Annotated in this window: 21 protein-coding genes and 1 tRNA gene; 9 read left to right on the top strand and 13 right to left on the bottom strand. The window is 46.5% G+C overall.

Annotated elements, in window-relative coordinates; translation table 11 throughout:
• Positions 1-85: 85 nt before the first annotated feature.
• Complete coding sequence (locus tag CBX96_RS02070; RefSeq protein ID WP_109285528.1) at positions 86-2,206, top strand: methyl-accepting chemotaxis protein; 2,121 nt, start codon at positions 86-88, stop codon at positions 2,204-2,206.
• 491 nt (positions 2,207-2,697) lie between these two features.
• Here CBX96_RS02070 and CBX96_RS02065 read toward each other — a convergent pair whose 3' ends face one another.
• From CBX96_RS02065 to rpsU, 6 genes are all read right to left on the bottom strand, one after another.
• Positions 2,698-4,683: an acyltransferase family protein gene (locus CBX96_RS02065; protein WP_109285527.1), complete on the bottom strand. Its 1,986-nt coding sequence runs from the start codon at positions 4,681-4,683 to the stop codon at positions 2,698-2,700.
• Positions 4,684-5,452: 769 nt separating this feature from the next.
• Positions 5,453-5,529 (bottom strand) — tRNA-Ile (locus CBX96_RS02055).
• A 290-nt stretch (positions 5,530-5,819) separates the two neighbouring features.
• Entirely contained in the window at positions 5,820-7,670 is a 1,851-nt protein-coding gene (gene rpoD, locus CBX96_RS02050; protein ID WP_089067238.1) for an RNA polymerase sigma factor RpoD, read from the bottom strand.
• Between the two features lie 135 nt (positions 7,671-7,805).
• Entirely contained in the window at positions 7,806-9,530 is a 1,725-nt protein-coding gene (gene dnaG, locus CBX96_RS02045; protein WP_109285526.1) for a DNA primase, read from the bottom strand.
• An 83-nt stretch (positions 9,531-9,613) separates the two neighbouring features.
• Positions 9,614-10,057 carry a GatB/YqeY domain-containing protein gene (locus CBX96_RS02040; protein ID WP_109285525.1) on the bottom strand — a complete coding sequence of 148 codons (444 nt, stop codon included), beginning with the start codon at positions 10,055-10,057 and terminating at the stop codon, positions 9,614-9,616.
• 6 nt (positions 10,058-10,063) lie between these two features.
• The gene (gene rpsU, locus CBX96_RS02035) at positions 10,064-10,279 is read right to left on the bottom strand and encodes a 30S ribosomal protein S21 (RefSeq protein ID WP_006080725.1); all 216 of its coding nucleotides are present in this window, start codon (positions 10,277-10,279) and stop codon (positions 10,064-10,066) included.
• A gap of 214 nt (positions 10,280-10,493) precedes the next feature.
• On the opposite strand from rpsU, the gene tsaD reads away from it, so the two are divergent.
• Positions 10,494-11,510, top strand: coding sequence for a tRNA (adenosine(37)-N6)-threonylcarbamoyltransferase complex transferase subunit TsaD (tsaD, locus tag CBX96_RS02030; protein ID WP_011623654.1), 1,017 nt, complete (start codon positions 10,494-10,496; stop codon positions 11,508-11,510).
• A 172-nt stretch (positions 11,511-11,682) separates the two neighbouring features.
• On the opposite strand, the gene plsY is transcribed toward tsaD, so the two are convergent.
• Positions 11,683-12,294 (bottom strand): glycerol-3-phosphate 1-O-acyltransferase PlsY, encoded by a 612-nt coding sequence (gene plsY, locus CBX96_RS02025; RefSeq protein WP_086903110.1) that lies wholly within the window; start codon positions 12,292-12,294, stop codon positions 11,683-11,685.
• Positions 12,295-12,555: 261 nt separating this feature from the next.
• Between plsY and folB the strand changes: the two genes are divergently transcribed.
• The 4 genes from folB (at position 12,556) to CBX96_RS02005 (ending at position 15,208) form a co-directional block, all read left to right on the top strand.
• Positions 12,556-12,906, top strand: coding sequence for a dihydroneopterin aldolase (gene folB, locus CBX96_RS02020; RefSeq protein WP_109285524.1), 351 nt, complete (start codon positions 12,556-12,558; stop codon positions 12,904-12,906).
• A 55-nt stretch (positions 12,907-12,961) separates the two neighbouring features.
• Positions 12,962-13,465 carry a 2-amino-4-hydroxy-6-hydroxymethyldihydropteridine diphosphokinase gene (gene folK / locus CBX96_RS02015; protein WP_109285523.1) on the top strand — a complete coding sequence of 168 codons (504 nt, stop codon included), beginning with the start codon at positions 12,962-12,964 and terminating at the stop codon, positions 13,463-13,465.
• An 18-nt stretch (positions 13,466-13,483) separates the two neighbouring features.
• Positions 13,484-14,284, top strand: a complete 801-nt coding sequence (locus tag CBX96_RS02010; RefSeq protein WP_011626919.1) for an undecaprenyl-diphosphate phosphatase — start codon at positions 13,484-13,486, stop codon at positions 14,282-14,284.
• Positions 14,285-14,368: 84 nt separating this feature from the next.
• Positions 14,369-15,208, top strand: coding sequence for a putative RNA methyltransferase (locus tag CBX96_RS02005; RefSeq protein ID WP_109285522.1), 840 nt, complete (start codon positions 14,369-14,371; stop codon positions 15,206-15,208).
• 623 nt (positions 15,209-15,831) lie between these two features.
• Here the strand turns inward: CBX96_RS02005 and CBX96_RS02000 are convergent.
• Entirely contained in the window at positions 15,832-16,098 is a 267-nt protein-coding gene (locus CBX96_RS02000) for an Lpp/OprI family alanine-zipper lipoprotein (RefSeq protein ID WP_011623648.1), read from the bottom strand.
• A gap of 234 nt (positions 16,099-16,332) precedes the next feature.
• A complete protein-coding gene (locus CBX96_RS01995) occupies positions 16,333-17,583 on the bottom strand; it encodes a multifunctional CCA addition/repair protein (protein WP_109285521.1) in 1,251 nt (416 codons plus the stop codon).
• Positions 17,584-17,757: 174 nt separating this feature from the next.
• On the opposite strand from CBX96_RS01995, the gene CBX96_RS01990 reads away from it, so the two are divergent.
• Positions 17,758-19,446: an ExeA family protein gene (locus tag CBX96_RS01990; protein ID WP_109285520.1), complete on the top strand. Its 1,689-nt coding sequence runs from the start codon at positions 17,758-17,760 to the stop codon at positions 19,444-19,446.
• A complete protein-coding gene (locus CBX96_RS01985; RefSeq protein ID WP_109285519.1) occupies positions 19,446-20,546 on the top strand; it encodes a general secretion pathway protein GspB in 1,101 nt (366 codons plus the stop codon). The genes CBX96_RS01990 and CBX96_RS01985 overlap by 1 nt, the downstream gene beginning before the upstream one ends.
• Positions 20,547-20,619: 73 nt before the next feature.
• Here the strand turns inward: CBX96_RS01985 and nhaD are convergent, their stop codons facing one another.
• A complete protein-coding gene (gene nhaD / locus CBX96_RS01980) occupies positions 20,620-21,867 on the bottom strand; it encodes a sodium:proton antiporter NhaD (RefSeq protein ID WP_041408837.1) in 1,248 nt (415 codons plus the stop codon).
• Positions 21,868-22,400: 533 nt separating this feature from the next.
• On the opposite strand from nhaD, the gene CBX96_RS01975 reads away from it, so the two are divergent.
• Positions 22,401-22,598: a hypothetical protein gene (locus CBX96_RS01975; protein WP_011717913.1), complete on the top strand. Its 198-nt coding sequence runs from the start codon at positions 22,401-22,403 to the stop codon at positions 22,596-22,598.
• 87 nt (positions 22,599-22,685) lie between these two features.
• On the opposite strand, the gene hemL is transcribed toward CBX96_RS01975, so the two are convergent.
• The 3 genes from hemL to CBX96_RS01960 all read right to left on the bottom strand — a co-directional run bounded on the left by hemL (position 22,686) and on the right by CBX96_RS01960 (position 26,940).
• Positions 22,686-23,978 (bottom strand): glutamate-1-semialdehyde 2,1-aminomutase, encoded by a 1,293-nt coding sequence (gene hemL / locus CBX96_RS01970; RefSeq protein WP_109285518.1) that lies wholly within the window; start codon positions 23,976-23,978, stop codon positions 22,686-22,688.
• 26 nt (positions 23,979-24,004) lie between these two features.
• Positions 24,005-25,024, bottom strand: a complete 1,020-nt coding sequence (locus CBX96_RS01965; RefSeq protein WP_088210475.1) for an aspartate carbamoyltransferase — start codon at positions 25,022-25,024, stop codon at positions 24,005-24,007.
• Positions 25,025-25,215: 191 nt separating this feature from the next.
• Positions 25,216-26,940, bottom strand: coding sequence for a chloride channel protein (locus tag CBX96_RS01960; protein WP_109285590.1), 1,725 nt, complete (start codon positions 26,938-26,940; stop codon positions 25,216-25,218).
• Positions 26,941-27,000: the final 60 nt, after the last annotated feature.

The following is a 27,000-nucleotide window of genomic DNA, read 5'->3' as shown; positions in this document are numbered from 1 at the left end:
ATTTTTTAAACTGAGAAGCAAAAATAAAAATTAACTAGATCAAAATAATTAGGCTCTTGACCTTCTATCTTTTGGAGTTTACTCGATGAAGCATTTGTCCATCAGTACTAAGTTGTTGTGGATCACTTCCGCCTTATTCCTCTCAATTGTTGCCATTCTTTCCATCAGCCTCTGGTGGACCCTTTCAGACCAAAACACAGAGCTGTCTAATCAGGTTCAAGAGACACTACAAACGGAAACCCGTGACAAACTCGAAGCCCGTGCGGGCGAATATGGCGAGATGGTGGCGGGCTTTATCAATGAAGCCTATCGGATCCCGTTTTCCTTTTCCGGCATGTTAGAGAGCACGGCGGAAGAACTGCCATTAAAGCGTGACCGCTTAGAGCTTGCCGTGGCGGCGGTATTAAAGAAAAACAACCAGATATCCTCCATGTATGCGCAGTTTGAGCCTAATGGTTACGACGGGCTCGACAGTGAATTTTTAAATGTTGAGGTTAGCCACAGCGTCGCATCATCGGGGGCATTGGAGGTGTATTACACTCGCAACGATGATGGTACGGTCGAGCATAATCAAGTAGATGACTCAGCTGAAAAATATGTGACGACCTTAAACGAGTTTGGGATCCGTGAAGCCGAATGGTACCTCTGTGCTAAGGAAACCTTAAAGCCTTGTTTAATGGAGCCTTATCTATATGAAATTAGCCCTGGTAATACGGCCTTGATGACATCCTTAACCGTCCCAGTGGTGAAACATAAACAGTTCATCGGGGTGGTGGGCGTCGACGTGAACTTGCCCGTGTTTCAAGCGCTGATTGATAAGCTCTCCAAGAGCCTCTATGGCGGCCAAGCTAAAGTGACCCTACTCAGTACCCGTGGTTTAGTGGTTGCCGCGAGCCATTACAGCAAAAAAGCGCGTCCTCTGAGCGAATCTATCGACCCTAAACTTGCGTCACAGATAGTCGCGTTACATAAAAATGGCGGTTACATGGCGAGCGATGATGAGATTATCGTGGCCTATCCGATAAAAATCCCACTGGCGAAAGCGGAATGGTCATTGGCCATCCAAGTCCCTAAAGCTCAAGCCTTTAAGAGCTCCATTGAGTTGAACGACAAAATGGATGAAATGGCCACATCCCTTGGCAGCATCTTGTTGATGGTCGGTTTAGCCGTGTCTATTCTTGCCGTGGTTACCATCAGCATAGTGATCCGCAGCATTATTGCGCCGCTGAGGATGATCCAAGGCCGTGTGGAACACTTGGCCAGTGCCGATGGTGATTTAACCCAATCCATTGTGGTCGATGCCCATGCGGAACTGATTGCACTGGGTAAAGGCTTTAACTCCTTTATCCATAAGTTAAAAGACTTAATCTCCGAGTTAAAAACGCTCGCGGGACGCACTCAGGAGGAAAGTCTCTCCTCGGCGCAAATTGCGGAATTGACCCGCGATAGTGTCCATCGTCAGTATGGCGAAATCGAGAGCGTGGTAACCGCGGTCAATGAGATGAGTGCCACGGCGCTTGAAGTGGCGAAAGCCTCTGAGCAAACGGCTGCGGAAACCGAAGCCATGTCCCGTAATGTACGTCTCAGCGAAGAGAGCCTGACTAAGGCCATGGAATACGTAACCACAATGTCGCAGGAGTCGATACAGGCGAAAGTGGCCGTGAGCAAAGTGGCTGAAAGTAGCACCAATATCAGCCGTATTCTCGAGGTGATTAGCTCTATTGCCGCGCAAACCAACTTGCTGGCGTTAAACGCCGCGATTGAGGCGGCGCGGGCCGGCGAACAAGGGCGGGGATTTGCCGTGGTGGCCGATGAGGTGAGGGCGCTTGCCTCTAAAACCCAAAGTTCGACCGATGATATCAGTGTGCTAATTGATGCCCTGCAGCAAGAAGTGAATAGTGCCTCTGGCATTATTGATAAAGGTGCTGAGCGTGCGCAAATGGCCGTGTCGCAAACCGAGCAAGCGCTCACCTCGCTTAACTCTATGGTCAGTCAGATAGAAGAAATCTCTTCTCAGGTGACGCATATTGCCGCCGCAGCGGAGGAACAAAGCGCGGTCACTGAAGAAGTTAACCGTAATATCACCGGCATTTCCGATTCGGCCTCGGAACTGGCGCGCCTTGCGGGTGAAGCGCAGCAAAGCAGTGTAGTCCTCGCCGAACTGGTGAAACAGCAGCATCAGCAGTTAGGCAAGCTGAAGACTTAGCATCTAGACTAGGGATAAATAAAACGAGCGCTTAGATTTGAGTTAGGCGCTTATTTTATATTTAATTTTGTTTTGAGAAGCAGTTAATAGAGATTATTTAATTAGCTACTCACTCAATACGCTAAATCACCAAGCTCATAGTATTCTGTAGTAATGATGTCGGTATACTTCATGCTAGACGGTTTTAACTGCAAGTGATAATGAATATTCTTAATCTTGAATATATCATAAAATCTTGCCAAGCTGGACTCCGAATAAACCCTGATGCATTATCGGAAAAATAGTTTTTGAGAGTAACTTCAAAGACAATTTCCGCCCATATGTTTATTCAATTTATGGTTGATTTAGGGTAATGACCCCATTTTTTAATTCAACAAGAGCAAGATGCCTCGTCCCTTCGAAATAACAAATCTATCCATCTAATTATGTCTAAATCATCCATTTTACAAATTATTAGTTATTCTTGCTTGGGTATAACTTCCAGGTGGCAATTATTTTAATATTTGGCTGAACATTGGTATTAGCAGTTTGTTACCAAACTCACTCAAATGGTCATCATCATAGTAGATAGGTCGGCCATCTTTACTTCCTCTGCAATATCCATCATGGCACAAATAGGGGAGTGGATTTAGAATCTGAATTCCACACTGACGAGCGGCTTCATCTTGGGCTGCCCACACCACCGCATGGCGTAGATGATATTCCTCTAGAGATATTGAGACATTTGGTTCAGCCTTACCAAACATCATAGTTCGTGCCATTACTTTAGGGACATTAACTCCCATTTCAGGGATTGGTCTAACTAGATAAATCCGTTTAGGATTTTCAATTGAGCACACCGTTTTTATCAAAGAGTCTGCATATTGCTTATTAAGCCTATCGTTTGGTTTGTCATAATTGATATCAAAGAATACACTGGGCTTTCCCGAGAAACTCTCATTTTTTTCGTTTTGCCCAAGTATTGGCATTGTGAATCTGTTAACAATAACAATGGGGGAGGAAGAGAACTCGGTATTAACTTGCGATATTGCTTTTAAGTTAAAATTGTTACAGTCACTCATGTTTATTGTTGGCGCATTCTTCTTGAACATTCCTAATACAGTTTGGCAACCAGAGTAAGTCAGCTCTACTGCAGAACCGGTAGCATATTGAACCGCACTTACCACTGCGTTAGCATGGCTATCCCCCATTACAATTACTTTTGTTGTACCATTGCCAAATTGGCAAAGGGGCGAGTCAATTCCCTTGCCTAAACTAAGGAGGCATTTATCCCTTGAAGGATTAAAATTGTATGATTCATTAATAGCTAATTCGATAGCTGAATTAAGTCTCCACTCGATTTGTTGATAACGAACACTTAATGCCATCAATATAGCAATTACTACTGTAAAACCAATAACTTGGCTCTGCTTTGGTAATAGTAGTTTTGTTAAGCTTTTCCTAGTTGGATTTTCCACTAGTCTAAGTGATAGTTCACCTAATAACACACTAAAGCAAACTCCGATTATTATCCAAATAGGGTTAGTGGAATTACCTGCATAGCTCAATATGACAACTATTGGCCAGTGCCATAGATAAGTTGAATAAGAGCTGTTCCCTAAGTATTGTGCTATAGGATTTATAGTCAGCCAAGAGTTTGAGTTATTGGCTGCTAGAACGAGCATAGCTCCTGTGACAGGTATTAGTGCAAGATAACCTGGCCATTGCATAGTAGGATCAAACAATCCAATAGCCGTTACTATCAGGACAAAACCGAGTTTTTCGGTTAATTTTGCCCATCGAAGAGGTATTGATTTGGTTCGTGTTATCCACCATATCAAACCTCCAGCTAACATTTCCCATGCTCGAGTTGGCAATAAATAAAAAGCAGCTTCAGGCCATCGGATGCTGATATAAATTGACAGCACCAATGACACAATGGCCGATATGACCAAAGTTATTTTGATACAACGTCGTCCAAACCAGTTCCACAACGATAATAAAGCTAGCGGTAGTAAGATATAAAACTGCCATTCAACTGATAAAGACCAAGTATGTAATAGCCATTTTTCATGTGATGCAGCATCAAAATACCCCGCTTCACGCCAGTACTTTATATTAGATACGAAAACTAGTGCTGTCACCGCATGAGTGCCTAGTGTTTTGTAATCAAGCGATGGTAACCAGAACCAGCCTAGAATTAATAAACTAACACATAGCACTAGCAATGCTGGAATAATTCGTCGGGCTCTTGCTAAATAAAACTCCCATAACGAAAAATTACCTTGTTCCAATCCTTTGATTATGATTGAGGTCATCAAAAAACCGGATATTACAAAAAATATATCTACCCCAACAAAACCACCTGAAAAACCTGGTACACCAAAATGATAAAGTACTACAGCGACTACAGCCCAAGCACGTAAGCCATTAATGTCGTGACGAAATTGTTTTCTAGGAGTGGTTGAGAGCTTGTCTGGGTTACTACTTGTGGACATATAAGGGATGTTCCAATGAGCAAAAAAGGTATTACGAATGATACTTTGAAACACTATTGTACATATAATTGCTTGAAATGTGGCTATACGAGACTTTTCGTTACCAAAGTAGAACTGTAAACTCACTATAGTTACAGCATCATACTATAGAAGATTGGTAACTAATAAATGAATTGAAGTTTTTGCTATTTGATGAGTACTTTAGTTGTATATGAATTTATTGAAGGAGTTATTCAATTAATTGCTATTAGTTCATTAGACAACCTTGGCGGGTCTTATCAATAATTAGGCCACCTTCAACTCTAAAGCCAATAGAACCGATTAAAAATGAATGGTTAAGCTGTGTGGAAACTAGATCAGATAGGCGTCTAATTGCACACTTGTTGGTTTCAATAACTTTGTCCATTGCAGTCTCAATATTTTGAGTGTCAGCCAGTGAATGAATTCAGGATATGAGTGTTCTATGGTAACTCTTTCATCTTTTACTAACTGGCTTGAATTTAAGTCAAAGTTTTTAGTACTTCCTATTGTTAAATCTTCCACTCGTACAGTACAACCCGAAACCAGACATAAATAATGCACCAATAGATAGCATTATTAAGGGTATTTTTTCATTTTTATATTTTTACAAGTTAGTTGTTACTTGAAGAGTTTACGTATTGATATTTTATATTGTGGGTTTAAACACTAAGTCGCTCATTACATAAATTATAAGGCATGGATATGAAAAAGGCGTAGCAAGTACTAACCTGCTACGCCTTATCAGAATTGGTGGCCCCTCACGGACTTGAACCGTGGACCTAACGATTATGAGTCGTGTGCTCTAACCAACTGAGCTAAGGGGCCGACTAAAGGCAATCGTCATTACCTAAAGCGAGTGGCAGTATACTAAGCTTGTTTGCGCTTGTCACCCGTGTTTTTTGATGAAATTCACCGAATTGATTCAAGTGGTTATCTGTTAATCAACTGTGGTTTTTGCTTAGGGATTTCATATCGTCCGAGTGGGGAAGTGATTTTTAACCATTTGATTTTGAAAGAGAGCTTTACGATAGATATCCAGCAGGGATTTTAGGGGATGTTAATGGGGGCAATAAAAAGCCCCGCTAGGCGGGGCTTAGAATCGAAGCTTCGGTTGACTATTCGTCTAAGAACGACTTTAAGATTTCCGAACGTGAAGGGTGGCGCAGTTTACGCAGGGCTTTCGCCTCGATTTGACGGATACGCTCACGGGTTACGTCAAATTGTTTACCCACTTCTTCCAACGTGTGGTCGGTATTCATGTCGATACCAAAACGCATACGCAGTACTTTCGCTTCACGGGCCGTTAAGCCTGCTAATACCTCATGGGTGGCGCTCTTCAGGCTTTCGCTGGTGGCGCTGTCCAGTGGTAATTCGAGGGTGGTATCCTCGATAAAATCACCTAAATGCGAATCTTCATCGTCACCGATTGGGGTTTCCATGGAGATAGGTTCTTTAGCGATTTTCAGTACCTTACGGATCTTATCTTCCGGCATCATCATACGCTCTGCCAGTTCTTCGGGAGACGGTTCACGACCCATTTCCTGCAGCATTTGGCGAGAGATACGGTTCAGCTTGTTGATCGTTTCGATCATATGTACTGGAATACGGATCGTACGGGCTTGGTCCGCGATTGAGCGGGTGATTGCCTGACGGATCCACCAAGTCGCATAGGTCGAGAACTTGTAACCACGACGGTATTCGAACTTATCTACAGCCTTCATCAGACCGATGTTACCTTCTTGGATAAGATCCAAGAATTGCAGACCACGGTTGGTGTATTTCTTAGCGATAGAAATTACCAGACGTAAGTTTGCCTCAACCATTTCTTTCTTCGCACGGCGAGCCTTGGCTTCACCGATTGACATACGACGGTTGATGTCTTTAATGGCGGCAATCACTAAGCCGGTTTCTTCTTCGATGGCGGCCAGCTTGCTACGGCAACGCTGAACGTCTTCTTCAACCATTCTTAAGCCTTCGGCATAAGGCTTGGTTGAGTTCTTTTCTGCATCGAACCAATCAAGATTGGTTTCGTTACCGGTGAAGAATTTAACGAAGTTCTTCTTCGGCATTTTGGCTTGTTCGACACAGAGCTTCATCAGTAGACGCTCTTGAACGCGCACGCGGTCCATCATAGAGCGCATGCTTTTCACTAAGCGGTCGAATTGCTTAGGTACGAGGCGGAACTCTTTGAAAATCTCGCCGATTTCAAACAGTGCTTGAATCGATTCTGGGTGTTCACGACCCTTGGCATCGATGATCTTAAGCGCGTTTTCGTAGGCGGTTCTTAATTGGCTAAAGCGTTCACGCGCTTCTTCAGGATCGGGACCCTTGTTGCCATCGTCATCACCGTCGCCATCACCGTCTTCGTCTTCGTCGTCTTCATCGTCATCTTCATCATCGAGATCTTCTTCCGATAATTCAGAACCGATATGAGTCGCTGTTGGGCCTAGGTCTTCTTCGTCCGGGTTAACAAATCCAGAGATAATATCAGACAGGCGCAGTTCGTCGGCTTCGTACTGGTCGTACTGCTCAAGGATCATGGCGATCGCTTGTGGGTATTCGGCGACAGAGCTTTGAACTGTGTTGATGCCTTCTTCGATGCGTTTGGCGATAACGATTTCGCCTTCACGGGTCAGCAGTTCAACGGTACCCATTTCGCGCATGTACATACGCACTGGGTCTGTGGTGCGGCCTAGCTCACTTTCTACTGTGGCAAGGGCGGCTGCGGCTTCTTCCGCTGCATCTTCGTCTGTGTTGTCTTCCGACATCATCATGTCATCGGCATCTGGTGCTTCTTCGAACACCCGAATACCCATGTCATTTATCATCTGGATAATATCTTCGATCTGGTCAGAATCGACCATGTCTGCAGGTAAGTGATCGTTCACTTCTGCATAGGTTAAGTAACCTTGCTCTTTACCTTTGGCAAGCAACAGCTTGAGTTGCGACTGCGGAGTATGATCCATAGATATCATCCAAGTTGGGAAACTGTTACAACGACGGACAGTTAGCTTGTGCTAAGTGCCGCGCAAATCGTCAATTATAGCCATGTGCACTTACCTGTGCTAGTCACTGGGATACTGATTGAGGACATTTTTGCCTCAGTTTAGTCCTTTCATGACTGAGATCAGCTTCTGCAGCTGGATCTTCTCTTCCTTAGTATGGGTCTGTTTTAGACTCAATTCCTGATATCGTTGTTCAATATATTGATTGTTCAACCAAACCAGGGTCTGTTTAAACTTTTCGAGCAGGTTTTCATCCGCCACTTGATGGTCCCATTGGGCTAATTTATGCAGCGTCCCGCTGTGGGGGCTGTCTCTGAATTGCTCAAGTAGTTGTGCGCTGTTTAACCTATGCTCTCGTGTTAATTCCAACAGCAATGGCAGCAAGTCGATGCCTGGCATTTGCAGATGGTTTAATGCCGGTTGTGGGGATAATCCCACTCCCAGCTCGGGATGCTGCACTAACAAGGCGATGGCAAGTCGCAATGGTGTACCGCGTCCTTTAAGTCCTGTTGATGCTGCGGGCTTAGTTTGTTTGACACTAAAACCCAGTTTTTTCTTCATATCGTCTGAGCTGTTCATGCCTAACTTGTGAGCTAAGTTCTCAAGTAGCAGGTTTTGCAGCACAGTATCTTGAATTTTTTCAATTAGGCCAAAGGCTTGTTTGGCTAAGTTACCTTTATCGGTACCAAATTTCGTCGCTAATGTATCAAACAAAAATTCGGGCAGCGTGATGGCACTTTCCATCATTTGCTCGAATGCGTCTTTACCAATCTTGCGAACCATTGAATCTGGATCTTCTGATTGAGGTAAAAACATAAAACGCACTTTGTCCCCAGGTTTGAGTAGGGGTAAAGCGGTTTCTAAGGCGCGCCAGGCGGCCTCATTACCGGCTCTATCGCCGTCATAACAACAAATCACTTCCTTGGCACTACGTAGCAACAATTGGAATTGTTCAGCTGTCGTCGAGGTGCCTAGGGAGGCGACCGCGTAATCCACGCCATATTGGGCGAGGGCGACCACGTCCATATAGCCTTCGACAATCAGTACCTTATCGGGATCGCGATGACGTTGTTTTAGCTCGTATAGGCCGTAGAGTTCATTGCCCTTATGAAATATGGGCGTTTCTGGCGAATTCAAGTACTTGGGGGTGCCATCTCCCAATACTCTGCCACCAAATCCAATCACACGACCACGGCGGTCGCGAATAGGAAACATCAGGCGGTCACGGAATCTGTCGTATCTTTTACCGCTGTCATTGCTGATCAGCATGCCTGCGGTCAGGAGTTTATCCTGTGCATCTTGACTGTGTCGGTAGCGGCTTAATAAGCCATCCCAACCGTCGGGCGCAAAACCAATCCCAAAATGCTCAACAATATCATCGGATAATCCGCGATAGGCGAGGTAGTCGATGACTTTTTGTTTATCTTGGTGTTGTCTTAACTGAGTTTGAAAAAAGCGACTCGCTTCTTCCATTAATTGGTATAGATCACGGCTTAGGCCATCGTCTTGGCGTTTACCCGAGCCTTGTTCCCTTGGGACTTCTAAGCCCAGTTGTCCGGCAAGATCTTCGATGGCATCGACAAAGTCGAGTCTGTCGTACTCCATCACAAAATCGATGGCGTTGCCGTGGGCTCCGCAGCCAAAACAATGATAAAACTGTTTATCGCGGCTAACGGTAAACGAAGGTGATTTTTCGCTATGAAAAGGACAACAGGCCGAGTAGTTTTTACCCGCCTTTTTCAAGGGCACCTTGCGGTCGATAAGTTCGACAATGTCGGTGCGAGCGATTAGCTCATTGATAAAATCACGAGGTATTGCCATTGAGTGCTTAAAATCTCGCCTTGCGCGAATTTAAACAAACAAGCCGCGCATAGGCACGGCTTGTTCATACATTGAAACGCTAATTATTGCAATTTTGCACGGATCATAGCGCCGATAGCGCCCATGTCTGCACGTCCTTGAACCTTAGGTTTTAATGCTCCCATTACTTTGCCCATATCCGCCATGGAGGATGCGCCTATTTCAGCAATAGCGGCATCGATGAACGCGGCAATTTCCGCCTCAGAGAGGGGAGTCGGCAGGAAAGTTTCAATAACTTGAATCTCTTCTGCTTCTGCTGCGGCCAAGTCGCTACGACCCGCTGCTTCATATTGAGCAATCGAATCGCGACGTTGTTTCACCATTTTGGTTAAGACAGCTATAACCTGCTCATCATTCAGAGTTTCGCGGGTATCCACTTCAATCTGTTTGATGGCTGCAAGTGCCATACGAATAGTGCTCAATCTCGCCTTCTCTTTGGCGATCATGGCCTGCTTCATATGGTCTTTTAGCTGATCAATTAGGCTCATAAGAGATTAGTATAAACGTACGCGACGTGCGTTTTCGCGAGAAAGCTTTTTAGCTAAACGTTTAACTGCAGCTGCTTTAGCGCGCTTACGTGCAGTAGTTGGCTTCTCGTAGAATTCACGAGCACGCACGTCAGCTAAAATACCAGCTTTTTCACAAGAGCGCTTGAAACGACGCAGAGCTACGTCGAATGGTTCGTTTTCACGTACTTTAATAATTGGCATACGCCATCACCCCTTAGGTGTAGGTTGTGTGGTTCAATTGCTTGAACCAAGTGTATTTAAAATGGTGCGGAATTTTATACCGAGACAACTAGGCTTGTAAAGCCCTAATCCTTTGTGGCGGGTTTGGCTAGGGGAATATGATGATCGGCGACTGGAGTAATTGTCATCATACAGGTAGAATTAGCGCCCTTTGGTAATTTGGATATGAGGCACCATGCGGGTTCTAGGTATTGAGACATCTTGTGACGAGACAGGTATTGCCGTCTATGACGATAAGCTGGGATTGCTCTCCCATGCTTTATATAGTCAGGTTAAGTTGCATGCGGATTATGGTGGGGTTGTGCCTGAACTGGCTTCCCGCGACCATGTGCGCAAAATTGTCCCGCTGATCCGCCAAGCGTTGAAAAACGCCAATACCGAAATTGCCGATTTAGATGGTATTGCCTACACCAAAGGCCCAGGCCTTATCGGTGCTTTATTAGTGGGCGCTTGTGTTGGCCGCTCACTTGCCTTTGCTTGGAACAAACCCGCCATCGGTGTGCATCATATGGAAGGGCATTTGTTGGCGCCAATGCTGGAAGATGATGCGCCTGAGTTTCCCTTTGTGGCACTGTTAGTGTCTGGTGGACACTCTATGTTAGTAAAGGTTGATGGTATCGGCCTTTATGAAGTGTTAGGTGAGTCGGTGGATGACGCCGCCGGTGAAGCCTTCGATAAAACGGCTAAGTTGATGGGGCTGGATTATCCCGGCGGTCCACGGCTTGCAAAACTGGCTGCCAAAGGTGAGCCAGCAGGTTATCAATTTCCGCGGCCAATGACCGACAGACCCGGACTTGATTTTAGTTTCTCAGGCCTGAAAACCTTCACCGCCAATACCATTGCCGCCGAGCCCGATGATGAGCAAACTCGCGCGAACATCGCCCGCGCCTTTGAAGAAGCGGTCGTTGATACGCTCGCGATTAAATGTCGCCGCGCGTTAAAACAAACTGGCTATAACCGTTTAGTGATCGCGGGTGGCGTGAGTGCCAACACGCGCCTACGGGAAACCTTGGCCGAGATGATGACCTCTATCGGTGGCCGAGTTTATTATCCGCGTGGTGAGTTTTGTACTGACAACGGCGCTATGATTGCTTTCGCTGGACTGCAGCGTTTGAAGGCGGGGCAACAGGAAGACTTAGCGGTCAAAGGTCAACCGAGATGGCCGCTCGATACCTTACCGCCAGTTGCATAAGTTATCGCGAGCCAAATAAGAACAATAAAAAAACAGCGCATGATGCGCTGTTTTTTTGTTCTCTTGAATTGGTCACTCGAATATGGTTCTCTCGAATGCGTTATCAAGCCATTTATCGGCGTGAGTATGGTTTTGCGTAGCTATGGTATTACGTGACTAAGGTGTTGCTTGCCTAAGGTGTTTTAGGACGCTTTTTACGTGACACTTTAGACTCTTCACCTTTCAGCAGCCGCTGAATATTTTCTTTATGGCGGATGATAATCAGCGTTGAGAGCATAGCGACGGGAATCGTAAATCTGTCATCTAGCCACCAAGTATAAAGTGGCGCCAGTAGGGCTGTGATAATTGCGGCGAGGGAAGAGTAGCGGCTGATCAGGACTAAGACGACCCAAGAAGCCATTAAGCAGATGGCCAAGTCATCGCCAATCGGCGCCATGGCACCAAAAGCCGTCGCCACACCTTTGCCACCTTTAAAACCAAAAAATATCGGATAAATGTGCCCAAGACAGGCGGCGATGGCGATCAGGCCGAGGGATATGGCGTCAATTCCCATTAAATAGGCAAGATAAGTGGGTAAGGCGCCCTTAAGCATATCGAAAAATAACACCATGGCAGCCGAGCTTGCGCCGCCAATGCGCAGCACGTTGGTGGCTCCGGGGTTACCTGAGCCTTGCAATCTTGGGTCGGGTAGGCCTCTCATCCTACACACTAGCACAGCACTTGAGACAGAACCGGCTAAATAGGCGGCCACAATCATCAAAAGTGTCAGTGTTAATTGACTCACATTGGTTTCCTTACACGTCTTAAGGTATTATCGCGCCACAATTAAACAGCCTCTTGGCAAGCATTCAGTCATAAGCGATAGCGATAACGCGACTTATCAAGTTGCGATAGTTTCTGAACGAACAAATCCATTTGGGCGTTATCCTACTTCGGATTGGTCCGAGTAGAAAGTAAATTAGTCGTTCCATCGAACGGCGGATTATACAGACTCTATCGCGTTTAGCTTATCAGACCTCATTGGCATGAGTTAGTAGGAATTAGTATGGATAAAGTGCTTATTCGACAATTACGTATTGATACTGTGATTGGCGTCTATGAATGGGAAAAGAAAATCCAGCAGAGCCTGTTTTTGGATCTCGACATGGCTTGGGACAATAAGGCCGCCGCGGCAACCGACGACTATCAATATGCGCTCTGCTATGAAACGGTGTCGAACCGCCTGAATCAGCTCGTCACCGAAAAGCCTATCGAGTTAATCGAAACCGTGGCTGAACGAGTGGCCGAATGTGTGCTCAACGAGTTTAAGGTCAATTGGGTGAAAGTCGTGGTGATGAAACCCGGCGCAGTGCCTTCAGCTTCTGCCGTTGGGGTTGAGATTGAACGCTCACGCTAGTCGTTACTCTAGATTCGGGTTTTAGCTTAGTTAGGCGGACGGTTCGGACATTGGTATGGCACGTATATACATTAGTTTAGGCAGTAATATAGAACCTTCTCGCTATCTGAAGGCGGGCTTGCAGTCATTACGAGAGCACTTTGGTCCACTGCAGCTTTCCTCTATGTATGAGAGTGAAGCCGTAGGGTTTGATGGCACTAACTTTTTAAATATGGTGGCCTGTGCACAAACGAGCCTGAATATTGCTGAGGTAGTTGCGCAGTTTAAGCAAATCGAGCAAAATCACGGCCGGTTGGTGGGGGCCAAAAAGTTTAGTCCAAGAACCCTAGATATTGACCTATTGCTTTACGATGATGTCGTTTGTCATACCCCTGTGGTCTTGCCCCGCGCCGAAATCGTCACTAATGCTTTTGTGCTTTGGCCTTTAGCGGAAATTGCCCCTGATTTGGTTCACCCATTGCAGCAGAAAACCTATGCCGCAATGTGGGATGAATATGATAAAGCATCGCAAAAGCTGTGGCCTGTAGCCTTTGAATGGCCTCATGGGCTCACTTTTTAATTGATTGATAGGATTGTCATGGATACGTTTCAGGTAATTATTTTAGCTTTAATTCAAGGGTTAACAGAGTTCCTCCCCATTTCTAGTTCGGCGCACCTTATCCTACCCGCACAGCTTCTAGGCTGGGAAGACCAAGGCTTGTCCTTCGACGTCGCCGTGAACACTGGGTCATTATTCGCCGTAGTGATTTATTTTCGCAATGAACTCTGGGCCATGTTCAAGGCCTGGATTGCCAGCATGGTGAAAGGTCAACATTCCGATGACAGTAAGTTGGCGTGGTGGATCATTCTTGCCACTTTACCCGCAGTGTTTTTTGGTTTTATCGCCAAAGACTTTATCGAAACCCATTTGCGCAGTGCAGGCGTGATTGCCGTGACCACTATCGTCTTTGGTTTATTGCTCTGGTGGGCAGATAAGATGTCGCGCCGTGATTTAACTGTGTATCAAACTGGGTGGCGCAAGGCGTTGTTAATCGGTTTTGCGCAGGCGCTGGCATTAATCCCTGGTACTTCACGCTCGGGTGCGACGATGACGGCCGCGCTGATGTTAGGCCTTAGCCGCGATGCCGCAGCGCGTTTCTCGTTCTTGATGTCTGTGCCTGTCAGTCTGGGCGCGGCTATTCTAGTGGGTAAAGATTTGGCTGAAAGCCCGCTTCCCATTGATTATCAAGCACTGACACTCGGCACTGTGATTTCATTTGTAGCCGCTTATCTGTGTATTCACTATTTCTTAAAAATCATCAGCCGTATGGGTATGACGCCATTTGTGATTTACCGCCTCATCCTCGGTGCTGTGTTATGTGGATTTATCTTCCTATAATACAGAGGCGCCATGGCTAAAAAATCGGGTCTAGTACCCGATTTTTGTGTTTTTAGGCGCGGATTTTCGTTAACGGAGTAAGTTATGGGCCTTCAATTTCAATGTCCTACCTGTGGTTCGGCACTGATGCAGCATCAGGCATCCCAAGGTTTTTACTGTGCGAACAAGCACCATTTTGATAAAAGCGAAGCGGGTTATTGGATTTTTACTAAACCGGCACGGCAAAAGCCAACTGGCGACTCTCGTCAGCAAGTGCGGGCAAAGCGCTTCTTGCTTGAGTCGGGGATTTTTTCACCTTTAGTTGAAAAAATGGCGGCGATCATCGCCCCTCATCTGAAAGCGGATGATTGCCTATTGGACTATGAGTGCGCTGACGGCTTCTATTTGCGAGCTTTAGCTTCTGTACTACCTAAACTCACAAACGAGCTAAACGTCCAGTACAGTGGCGTAGCGGACGCAGAAAATACTATTTTTGCTGCGGCCAAAGCGCAAACCCCTGCCGCGCTGTGCTTAAGCTCCTCAAAAGTGCTGCCTTTTGCCGACAATTGCATTGATATTATCACTGTGGTCGATAAGCCGTTGAAGGGGAAGGAATGCGTTCGAGTCCTTAAAGATCAGGGCTTGATGTTACAGGTGATCCCGGGTGCGCGGCATTTGTGGCAAATCAGGGAGTGTATTTATCCGGAACTGACTGAAAAAACGCCCCAAATTAACTTACCTTCGGGTTTAATTGTCAAAGAACAGCAGCAATTGCAATTTAGTTTGTCCGTTACGGGTGAACAAGCGCTGGTCTTGCTGGATATGACACCCTATGCGTGGCGAGCCTCTGAACAAGTTAAACACCTTATTCGGACGAAAGCCTTCGATACGCTGGAAATTGATTTTGTTTTGGTCTTAGCACAAAAGTCTTTAATTGAGTCCTAATAGGCCAAAATACCTAATTGAATAGGATGTTTTTTAATCTATTCATTGGCTTAGGGAATGCATTTCTGGGGGCTTGAATAGGGTGGATTGCGCAAGTCTATGATACTAATCGAGCTTTTTATGTTGTTTTAATGTAAATGTGAAACGGCGTCCCTTAAACTTTATCTTTATTACACTTTTGTCTCTCACAATTATTACCAGTTTATTGCCTTTGTTTCCCTAATAGCCTCAGTTTGTCGCGTTGCAGTTTCTTTAAAATGCCGACGATAATACTGGGGCAAAAATAAAGTTTTAAGCAAAAAGATTCGTGGAGATTAAGAAAACTTAAAACCTCAGTTTATGGATGAGATTAAAAATCAAATCCACTTAAAACAAATGAGCGATGAACTTCGGTTTTGAACTGGCATCGCCGTTAAGCCGAATGAGTTTTAAAGAGATGGTGAGTGTAAAGGGCTAGAGAGCCGAGAAAGTGTAGGTTTAAATTGGAGATGATTTTTAAAGATAAGATGGGTGCTTGGATTAACTGAGGCCATAAAAAAAGGCTTGGATGGATGTGCTATTCGCTTTCATCTCTCACAAGCCTTTTATCCTAACCCGCTGAATTGCAGGTTAATTACTTATCATTACTTCTTGTAACGAGAAGCAACGTTGTCTAGACGGTCGTTAGCGCGCTTAGCTTCTGCTTGTGCGTCCATAGCTGCTGCTTTAGCATCTTTAACGTCTGCAGACAGTTTGCTTTGCTCTGATTTCAGAGAGCTAACATCAGCTGATAATTGATCAACTTTGTTGCCCAGAGTTGCAACGCTTTCTTCCAGAGCAGTAGTGTTTGCACAACCACCTAGTAGGGCAGTCATTGCTAAACCAGCAATCATCAGTACTTTTTTGTTCATTGTAAAAAATCCCTTAAAATAGGTTGGATTTGAATGTTTCGTCACTTTGGAATCGAAACTGCCTAATTATGACATAGCTATTTTAATTTGCTACGAATATTAATGCGTTTAACCACTATAGACATATAAATTTTTTTTAAAAGCGTTTTTTCGCGGTTATATCGGCCTTTTTCATCGAAAAATGGCACTGTATTTACCAGAAAGTGTGGGCGCATTTACAAAAATATTACAATTTTATGGCCTTTGTTTGGCTTGGGATTGCTGCCAGTTGAGTTTCACTTGCTCAACAACCTCTATCCGCTTCGAATTGAGCGCCTGTTTTATCTGTGCACCTTGAAAACCTGCCGCAATAATAGCCTTTACATCGACCGTGTTGGCGGCTAAAAAACAAGCAGAAAGATAATCGCCTTGTGGATAGGCGTGATGCTCGAATCCGGTTCGGCCACGCATATCGGCGAGACAGGCTAATAGAAGTTGCTTCAGCCGTTCTGGTTTACGCCAAAAATCGGCTTTATCGAAGAGTTTGATGATGGTTTCGCTTCTTAACTCAAAAGCTTGGTGCACATTCTGATGTTGATCGCTCACCAAGAGCGCTAGATCGCGATACTCGTTGGGGATCCGCAAGCGTTCACACAGACTTTTAATGACGGGTAAGCCCTTTTGTCCATGACCATGGTGTTTAGGCCAATGCTCTTTAGGACTTAATGCTTTACCCAAGTCATGCACTAGGGCGGCAAAGCGCACGGCTTTTTCCTCTGTCAGAGCGGTCGCTTGAGCTAACACCAACATAGTGTGCAAACCTGTGTCTATCTCTGGGTGCCATTTTTCCGGTTGTGGCACACCAAAAAGCGCCTCAATCTCAGGGAAAAGAATATTCAAGGCGCCACATTGGCGTAGCACCTCGAAAAAGACTTCTGGGTGAGGGCCGCCAAGACTCTTATCGACTTCTTGCCAGACGCGCTCCGGGGTAAGGGCGGTTAACTCCTCGGCTTGGCTCATGTGCTGCATTAACGCCATGGTTTCAGCGGCAATCTCGAAACCTAAGTCATGAAAACGTGCGGCAAAGCGGGCAACCCTTAATACTCGCAGCGGATCTTCGGCAAAGGCGGCCGACACATGTCGCAGCTTACGCGCGTTGATATCGGCGATGCCATGGTAAGGATCGTACAAGTTACCCGCCTCATCTTGGGCGATGGCATTAATGGTTAAATCGCGTCTCAGCAGGTCTTGCTCTAGGGTGACATCCGGACTGGCGTAACAGCTGAAACCGCCATAGCCGAGGCCGACTTTGCGCTCTGTGCGTGCTAATGCATATTCTTGTTGGGTTTTAGGGTGCAAAAAGACTGGGAAGTCTTTACCTACCTGGCGATAACCTAACTGCTGCATTTGCTCCGGAGTCGCGCCGACAACCATAAAATCTTTATCTTTTATAGGGAGATTGAGCAGGCTGTCTCGTACAGCTCCGCCCACTAAATAAATTTTCACAGGAATATTTTAGCTAGTGTGTCATAAAGCTAGCTTAACATGATGAGGTGATGGCGAGGCGAATTTGGATGCAGATATTTATTAGGATGTCACATCCATGTTGCGGATGTTTTGACAATATCATTGGGACGTTTTAACGTGGGGCGTTATTTTTAGCTTAGGATGATTGGTGGTATGTACAAGGCCTTTTATGGACTCAGTGATAACCCTTTTTCGATTGCACCCAATCCCCATTATTTATTTTTGAGTGACAGGCACAGAGAGGCCTTAGTCCATTTGACCTATGGACTGGGTGAAACTGGGGGCTTTGTGTTGTTGACGGGGGAGGTCGGCACGGGGAAGACGACAGTATCTCGTTGTTTACTTGGGCAATTGCCTGATAATACCGACACTGCATTTATTTTAAATCCTTCGCTGACTGAGCTGGAGTTACTCGCCACGCTCTGTGATGAATTGAAGATTAGCTATGGTGAAAACCCAACCCTGAAACAACTCACTGACCATCTGAGTCGTTTTTTACTGGCTAATCATGAGAAAGGCCGCAATACCGTACTCATCATCGATGAGGCGCAGCATCTGCGTGCCGAAGTATTAGAGCAATTAAGGCTGCTCACCAATCTCGAGACCGACACCAAAAAACTGCTGCAGGTGATCTTAATTGGTCAGCCAGAGCTGCAATTGCTGCTTAAACGTCAAGAGCTTAGACAGTTAGCCCAGCGTATTACTGCCCGTTATCATCTATTGCCTCTTAATGAAGATGAAATCGCGCTCTATGTGTTGCACCGTTTACAGGTGGCAGGTCGTTTCGAACCGCTTTTTACTCGCAAAGCCATTAAAGTGCTGCACAAATACAGTGGTGGCATTCCGCGGTTAATTAACTTGCTGTGCGAACGTGCCTTGATGGCGGGTTACGCACAATCTAAGGTGCCAATCGATCACCATATGGTGAGACAAGCGGCGGCTGAAGTATTAGGCGAAGAAGAACCACAACAAAATAAATTCTTGTGGCCAAGTGCTATTGCGGCGGCATTGGTTGTGGCTTTCGGCGTGTCTTATTGGTTATTTACCGAAAGTCCAGCGGTTGCCAATGTGGCCAACTCGCCTGTGACACAAGTGAGCCAAACGACACCAGCTGCAACTCAAGCATCGACTCAAGCTAATAGTATTCAGCCGGAGCAAACACAGGCTTCGATGCCTAGTGCACCAGTGGCTAGCGAGCCGCAAACGCTTGCAGCGCCGGATCCGAGTGTGCGGGTGTTGCAGGAGGCCATCAAACAAAGCCGCAGTATCGATACCGCCTTTGCAGGCCTCTTTAATGTGTGGGGTAAAGTCCCCTTTAAAGGCTTAACCGCGTGCCAGTCGGCGCTGGAGCAGGGGCTTTCCTGCTATCAACAGCAGGGCAATTGGATGTCGCTCACACGGCTCAATTATCCCGCAGTTGTGTATTTAGTGGATGATAACCAACAAGATTTTTATGGCGCTGTGATTGCTGTCGATGCTGATCAGCTATTGATGCAGTTGGGCGAGCAGCAGCTTTGGGTCGATAGAGCCTGGTTCAATCAACACTTTAGCGGCACCTTTGAAATTCTCTGGCAGGCGCCTAATTTACCTATGTTGGAAATCAGTCAGAAGTCGAGTCCTGGGCAATTACAATGGCTTGAAAACGCCCTTGCCCATGTAGCTAACCGACCTTCGCGCCGGGTGTCTCAATTCGATCTGAAATTAGAGAACGATCTGAAAGCTTTCCAAAGCCAACATGGTTTAAAGGCCGACGGGATTGCAGGTAATCAAACCTTAGTGAGACTAAATTTGTATTTAAGTGATCAGGGACCGCGCCTCACCGATAAGGGAGCGCAGAGTTAATGTCCATTTTACTCGATGCGGTAACCCGTAATAAGCAGCAACAAACTTCACCCTTACCCGATGCGGTATTAACGCCGAGGGCAAGTTATCCTACGGCGCGTAAATCTGCATTCCCCGTGGCAAAATTATCCCTACTCGCCGTCGCGGTGGCGCTTGGTGTGGGTGTGGCGTGGGGCGTGGCGAATTGGCAACAGCAAAATGCGATGTCGATAGTGAATGCGGCGCCTAGCAGTATCAATTCAAGCACGGCTGATAGAAAGGCTGAATACACGCCGCAGGCAGCCTCTACTGTGCAGCCATCTGCCGAAGGTGTTCGCGCCTCATCAGGTGCCGTTACTCGCGCTGCGTCGCAAACAGGTGTATCAGAGCAAACCTCTGCAGAATCGTCAGGGTTTCGATTAGCGGGCAAAGTGGCACTGCCGAGGGAGCAGGTATTAAATGAGGCGCCTGCAAACGTACAGCCTTATCAGAACCCCAACATGAGTTCGGCTCTATCTACCACAGCATCCGCTTCTGCGAGTGCGGATCCGAGCTACGATGACTATCTGGCGACGTCTACCGCCTTAGCTGAAACGACTCGAACGCAGCAACCCTCAGTTGAAGACGTTGCGCCACAGGATACGAGCGAGTCAGAGCCTATTATGTTGGGCGCTAATGCGAATCGTCAGGGCTTAGTGACACTCGAGGCACTGCGTGAGCAAGTCAATGCCGCGGCGGCCGATGTGGGCTTAGAGACGGCGCAGAGCCGCAAAGAGGATGAGTTAGTCGCGAATTTTCAGGATGCGCTCAAGGATGTGGAATATGTAAAGGCGGCTAAGACGCCGGTAACTGAGCCCAAGCTTGATCCTATTCCTAAGGTCGAAAACGACGATATTCCTAAATATGGGCAACTGCCTGCAGGGTTACAACTCCAAGTACCTGAATTTAATATTGTTGCCCACGTTTATTCGACGGATGCGAGTCAGCGTTGGTTGAATGTCGATGGCGCCGAGTTACAGGAAGGCGACCAGATTGGAGGCAAGTTAAAGATTATTGCGATTCGCCCACGGGATGTGGTGCTCGAAATTCAAGGTACGCAGTTTAGGGTGCCTGCTATTTAACTGTGCTATAGCAAACAAAAAAGGCGCCGAATGGCGCCTTTCTTATGTGTAAAGTAATATCTATCGCTAAGGATTAAGCGAAAAAGTTGTAAGCTAGGAATAAGGTCAGGGCGTAACCAATGCTGTAGCACAGGAACAGGGCTGGCACATATTTCAGATAGCTTACGAAAGTCAGTTCTTTCACTTTGCTCATGGCGACGATACCCGCAGCCGAACCAATCACTAACAATGAACCTCCCACGCCCACACTGTAGGTTAACCCTAACCATTCTGGGGTGTTGAGTACTGGCTCTGCTTTAAGCAGCGCAGCCGTCAATGGCACGTTATCGATCAGGGCTGAACCCATACCAGTAACGAAGTTAGAGATGTTTGGATTAAACAGGCTGTAAGCTTCGGTCAGCATATCTAAGGTGCCGATTTCTTTAAGCATACCAACCAGTAGTAAAATCCCTAAGAAGAACAACAGGGTGTCGTATTCGACTTGGCGAATATATTCGAGGATCTTGATTTCTTCTTTATCACTGCGGGTCGTGTGGCCGATAAGGAACATAATCGACAGACCGGTTAAGAAGGTCAGTACCGGTGGAATACCAAACAGAATGTTCAGTAGCATGGTCATCAGAATCGTGCAGAAGAACACTAAGGCAATGAGCAGATCCACGGTTTGATAGCTGTGTTTAATTGGGGTGGTGGACACCACGCCTTCAGCCTTCAATGAGAACAACGTCGCCAGTAAAATCACACTCACGGCAGATGGGATAAACAGCATCAACAGTTCGGAGATGTGAACGTGGCCGCCTAAGAAGATCATCAAGGTGGTGACGTCACCGGTGATCAGGGCGACACCGCCTGAGTTCACGGCGAAAATAATCAACACTGCCATTCTGCGGCGCATTTGCTTTTCGAGCTTAAAGGTCGTTAACAAGCCTAAAGACACTAAGGTCGCGGTGACGTTATCACAGAAAGCCGACAGGATAAGCGCGAATAAGGCTACTTGGATCATTAACAAACGCACAGAAACCTTCTGCGGGAACAGCTTCTGCACCATAATTTGGATCATACCTTTGGCGTTTAGATAGGCTACAAAGGTCATTGTCGACATCAAAAACAGCCACAACGTGGCAATTTCGAGCAAGTTTTCATTGAGTTGATGAGCAACCAGTTTCTCATGGTTGGCGTCTCCGGCAGCCATAAACAGTGCTACCCAGGAAATACAGCCAAAGAATAAGGTGGTTTTTGCTTTATTAAGGTGGGTGACTTCTTCGAAAATAATACTGAGCAATGCGAGCACCGCCAGTATGATCAGAAAGGTATATAACATAACTGCAATTCCAACTGCTGTTTTAATGTCGTGGCAAGCCAAAGGCGAGCTATTGAGTGGCATTATCAAGGCTAAATTAAGCTTGCCGTGTTAATGCGTGCGGATCAGAACATAATGGGGTGAATAACGCAACTGTTAGCTGCAACTCGGATTTGCGTCATTTTGTGATATTGGTCTCAGTGAAAGCGATAGGTTTTTAGCGTTAAACACTGTTTTGTTTTTAATGCTTAGTTAATTATCTTGTTTGGTCGAGATTGCCGGAGGACTGTAAAGTAAGATCTACGATTAAAGTCTAAGCAGTTATTTTGCCGATCCCGCAATTAATTTTTCTTTATGAAGGAAATATTGCGTGAAAATGCAGTCACAGGGGTGAAGAATCGTATTTTGTGCTGTTTACGGTGCTGAGTGCGGAATTCTTTAGTTGTGTCACAAAAATGACCAGGTCAAAATATTGACTGAACAGAAAGTGAGCTGTATCTTGTGCCTCTTTAGTAATTAAGACACTGGATGTTGTATCTTAAGGATAACGCAAAATGACATTTGTGCTCCGCAGTCTGATGTTATTAGGCTCTTTAGTATGGTTAACATATAGTGGCAAGCAGCTGATCGCATTGGGAATATTACATAATCCTAGCCTGATGGTTGACCATATCACTTTGACCTTACAGGTCCTCGTCGCGGCGGTGGTATTTAAATCAGCTTTAGGTTCTAAACGTTCAGATAGCTATTGATGGATCCAAGGCTCATGCAATAGCCAACGTAAACGCCAAGCAATAAAAAGGGACGCAAATGCGTCCCTTAGTGTTTTAAGCTATCGCTTACATTGCCGCTTTCATACGACCTAATACGCGATCCGCTGCTTCTAGCGTGAGGCGCAGTTCTTCTTCGCCATGGGCCATCGACAGGAAGCCTGCTTCATAGGCACTCGGTGCTAAGTAAACACCTTCATCTAACATGCCGTGATAGAAAGTGCGGAAGTGTTCGATATTGCACTTAGTCACTTGGTCGAAGCGCGTGATCTGCTCTTGTTCAGTAAAGAAGAAGCCGAACATGCCACCGACATAGTTGATGGCCATTGGGATGCCGTGTTTGTCGGCAGCCGCTTTAAAGCCTTCGGCGATACGTTTGGTTTTCGCGCTCAGCGCTTCGTATAAACCTTCTTCACACAGGGCTTCCATTTGCGCTAGACCTGCTGACATCGCAATTGGGTTACCTGACAGGGTACCCGCTTGATACACAGGACCTGTCGGAGCGATAAACTGCATCACTTCTTTACGGCCACCAAATGCACCTACTGGCATGCCTCCGCCAATCACTTTACCCAGTGTGGTTAAGTCTGGAGTAACGCCATAGTGGCCTTGTGCACCGCTTCGAGATACACGGAAACCTGTCATCACTTCGTCGATGATAAGCAACGCACCGAACTCATCACACATAGTGCGCAGACCTTCGAGGAAGCCTGGGATAGGTGGGATACAGTTCATGTTGCCAGCCACAGGCTCGATGATGATACATGCAATCTCAGTTGGATATTGCTCGAACAGCGTACGAACAGAATCGAGATCGTTATACACCGCAGTTAAGGTGTGCTTAGCGAAATCTTCAGGAATACCTGGAGAGCTTGGTTGGCCTAAGGTCAAAGCACCAGAACCAGCTTTAACCAATAGGCAGTCAGCGTGACCGTGGTAGCAGCCTTCAAACTTTAAGATCTTGTCACGATTGGTAAAACCGCGCGCTAAACGAATCGCACTCATGGTGGCTTCAGTGCCTGAGCTCACCATACGCACTTGCTCGATAGAAGGCACCATGGCGATGACTTTCTCGGCCATTTGCACTTCAAGTTCGGTTGGCGCGCCAAAAGACAGACCATTGTGCACCGCAGCTAATACGGCTTCACGGATTTTTGGATGGTTGTGGCCGAGGATCATCGGGCCCCAAGAGCCAACATAGTCGATATAAGCTTTACCATCGGCATCGTAAATATAAGCGCCATCGGCTTTTTCAATAAACAGCGGCGAACCACCTACACCGTTAAATGCACGAACCGGAGAGTTAACACCGCCGGGGATGGTTTTTTTAGCCTGTTCAAATAGCGCTTCGGAACGGGTCATGTTAAGTCCTTAAAGTAAGTAGCCGATTAGCGATCGGCTTTACGTGAATACCAATTAACGGGACACTCATATTTTTCGAGTTGCGAGTCAACCCCGAGTGTCAATGCAAACAGTGCCATACGAATTAGCAGTCCATTGTCCGCCTGTCTGAAGATAGCGAGATTAGGATGGCTGTTCAAATCATTATCTAACTCATTAGCTTGCGCACGCGAATCCCGTGGCAGCGGGTGCATGATCACAGTGTTAGATTTGCAATGTTGGGTATAAATACTGCGATTCAAACGGAATTTACCGCGGTATTTGTTCGCTTCTTCCTGGGATGGGAAGCGTTCTTCTTGAATGCGGGTCAGATAAAGAATGTCGGCTTTATCTAAGTGGCCTTCAAGCTGGTCTGTTATTTTGATGCTATGGCCAGCATTTTCAATGTCGGAGATCACATAGTCAGGCATTGCTAATTCAGCAGGCGAAATCAGTGTGAAGCTGATGTTCTTGTACATGCACAGTAAGCGCGACAGGGAATGAACAGTACGACCAAATTTTAAGTCACCGACCATAGCGATGTGCATGCCATCGATACCGCGGCCTGCATGGCCTAACTCTTTTTGAATGGTGAACAAATCGAGCAGGGCTTGAGTCGGGTGCTCGTTCGAACCATCACCACCGTTGATCACCGGCACGCGGCTACCTTCGGCAAACTCTTTTACCGAATAGGAGTCTGGGTGGCGCATCGCAATCACATCGGAATAGGTCGAGAGTACACGTGCGGTATCGTACAGTGACTCGCCCTTAGATAAGGACGAAGAGGCCATACCTGTGGTTTCACGCACATGGCCGCCGAGTAAGTTAAAGGCACAGCCAAAACTCACGCGGGTACGGGTACTAGGCTCGAAAAACAGGTTACCTAAAATGGCGCCTTCGAGCACCTTAGTGCGCTTCTCACGAAGTGCATAGGGCATCATACGATTGGCAACATTAAAAATAGTTTGGATTGAATCAAGATCTAACTGGTTTACGGAGAGGATATGAGATCCTTCGAACTGGTTCATCAGCCTGTTTTCCAATTGCTAGGGGGCGTTAAAGTGCAAGGTTGCGCTTTGTGCCCTGGTGTATATGTAGGGTGGCTGAGGCGCGATTGTAACAGATGCACTGGGGCAGCGAAATAGTCGCCGCCCCCTCGTATAGATTTTTTAGGCAGCTAATACAGGATTTTGTGAATCAAAGCCCATCTTCGCAGGGCTTAGACTTGGCCGGAGCGAATTTCTTGCTGTAGGTTAGACCAACTGACCACCCCCACCACATTGTCTGGGGTATCTTGATAGATAAACACCTCACCGCTGCGTTTGGGCGACAACAAGTTATACACCTCATCGAGGGTTTTAGTGTCACTCAGCCCCTTCATTGGATGGCGCGAGAGGGTGATGTTGTCATCGTAGGATTGCATCTCAAGGCTGAGCATTTCAATCACCCCATCGGCGTTACGTACTAACACTGGGCGACCTTCGGCGCGCTTTAACACTTCGAGCAGCAGCTCGTCGTTGTTGTTGACGATAACAAAACGCTTATCCATCAGGGCGCGCACGCCTTTTTTCTGTAGCGCCAAATTCACAGGGGCGACTTTATAACCTAAACCCATAATCTCTAGCTGCTTGAAGAAGATAGAGTTGGTTTTAAATCCTTGATAGGCAATCAAGAAGGCGGGAATCGTCACAAACATTGCTGGCAGAATGATACTGGCATCATTAGTCATCTCAAGCAGCGCCACTAGGGCGGCGAGCGGCGCACTGAGGCAAACGCCCATCATCGCCGTCATGCCGATAACCGTATAGAGGCCAACGTAAGGCGCAATCGAAGGGAATAGAATGGCGCTAACTAAGGCTAAGATGGCACCAATTAAGGCGCCGATACCATAGAGTGGACCAATCAAACCACCTGGGATCCCAAGTCCGATTGCCGCTATGGTGGCGATAATCTTGGCTGCAAGCAGGGCGATGAGTAGCAATAAACTGGGGTGCTCGCTGATGGCTTCACTGATGGCTAAATCCCCTGTGCCGAGGGCTTGGGGCAAGATTAAGCCAATCAGTGTAGTGATACTGCCCGCCAGTAAGAGTCGATAAATCAGTGGCCAGTTTTGTCCGGTGGCGGTGACTTTAAGGAGGGCGAAATTGAAGAAGGCGGCTGCGCAGCCCAGTGCAATACCGCCCAAGGCTAAAATGGGATAGTGATCTAATGGAATATGGATCACCTGAATACGGTCAAACTCGTGCACATTACCAAAAACCAGCTGGCTGGAAACCGCACCACAAATGGCGGACAGCATAATAGGGAAGAAGTAATGCACCTTGTACTCGCGCACTATCACTTCGAGTACAAATATTACTGCCGCTAGCGGGGCGTTAAAGGTGGCGGCTATCCCTGCGGCAATCCCACTGGCGCACATAATCCGCACGCTATTATCGGGAAGATTAAATTTTTCGGCTAAAACACTGGCACTCACGGCGCCGAGGTGAATGGCAGGGCCTTCACGGCCCACCGAGAAATTAGTTCCTAAGGCAAACAGCGCCTGAAAAAATTGCCCTGCGGCAGATTGCAGTGGAATTTTGCCATAGTGCAATTTAACCCTATGTAATACATAGGCAATCCCCATGCGCTTGTAACGTTTGGAGCCGAGTTTGGCGACAATCCAGATCAACAAGGCGCCAAAAAGTGGCAACAGTGCTCGCCAGTCGGCGATGTTACCCGTAAAATCCAGCGTCTCGATTTGGGTGTAATGGTTCGCCCACAGGAGCAAGAGTCGAAACAACAGGATCACGCAGGAGGCGAAGATGGCGAATAGCAAGGCCAGTAAGCACAATTGCGCACTGATCTTGGCTTGGGATAAATGATCACGCAGCTCGTTAGTTAAGTACTTTTTAGCTGTGCTGATGGCGTCTTGAATCGCGGCTTTATTTATCGTTAATTGCACTGCATTGGCCTGAGTTGTATTGTATCGAACTCGTTCTTGAGTTGATTGTATTTTATATAA

It is taken from the genome of Shewanella sp. BC20 (genome assembly GCF_003129585.1).
GTDB lineage: Bacteria > Pseudomonadota > Gammaproteobacteria > Enterobacterales > Shewanellaceae > Shewanella > Shewanella seohaensis.
The sequence above is the reverse complement of the archived record's forward strand: the minus strand, read 5'-3'. Positions and strand labels throughout refer to the sequence as shown.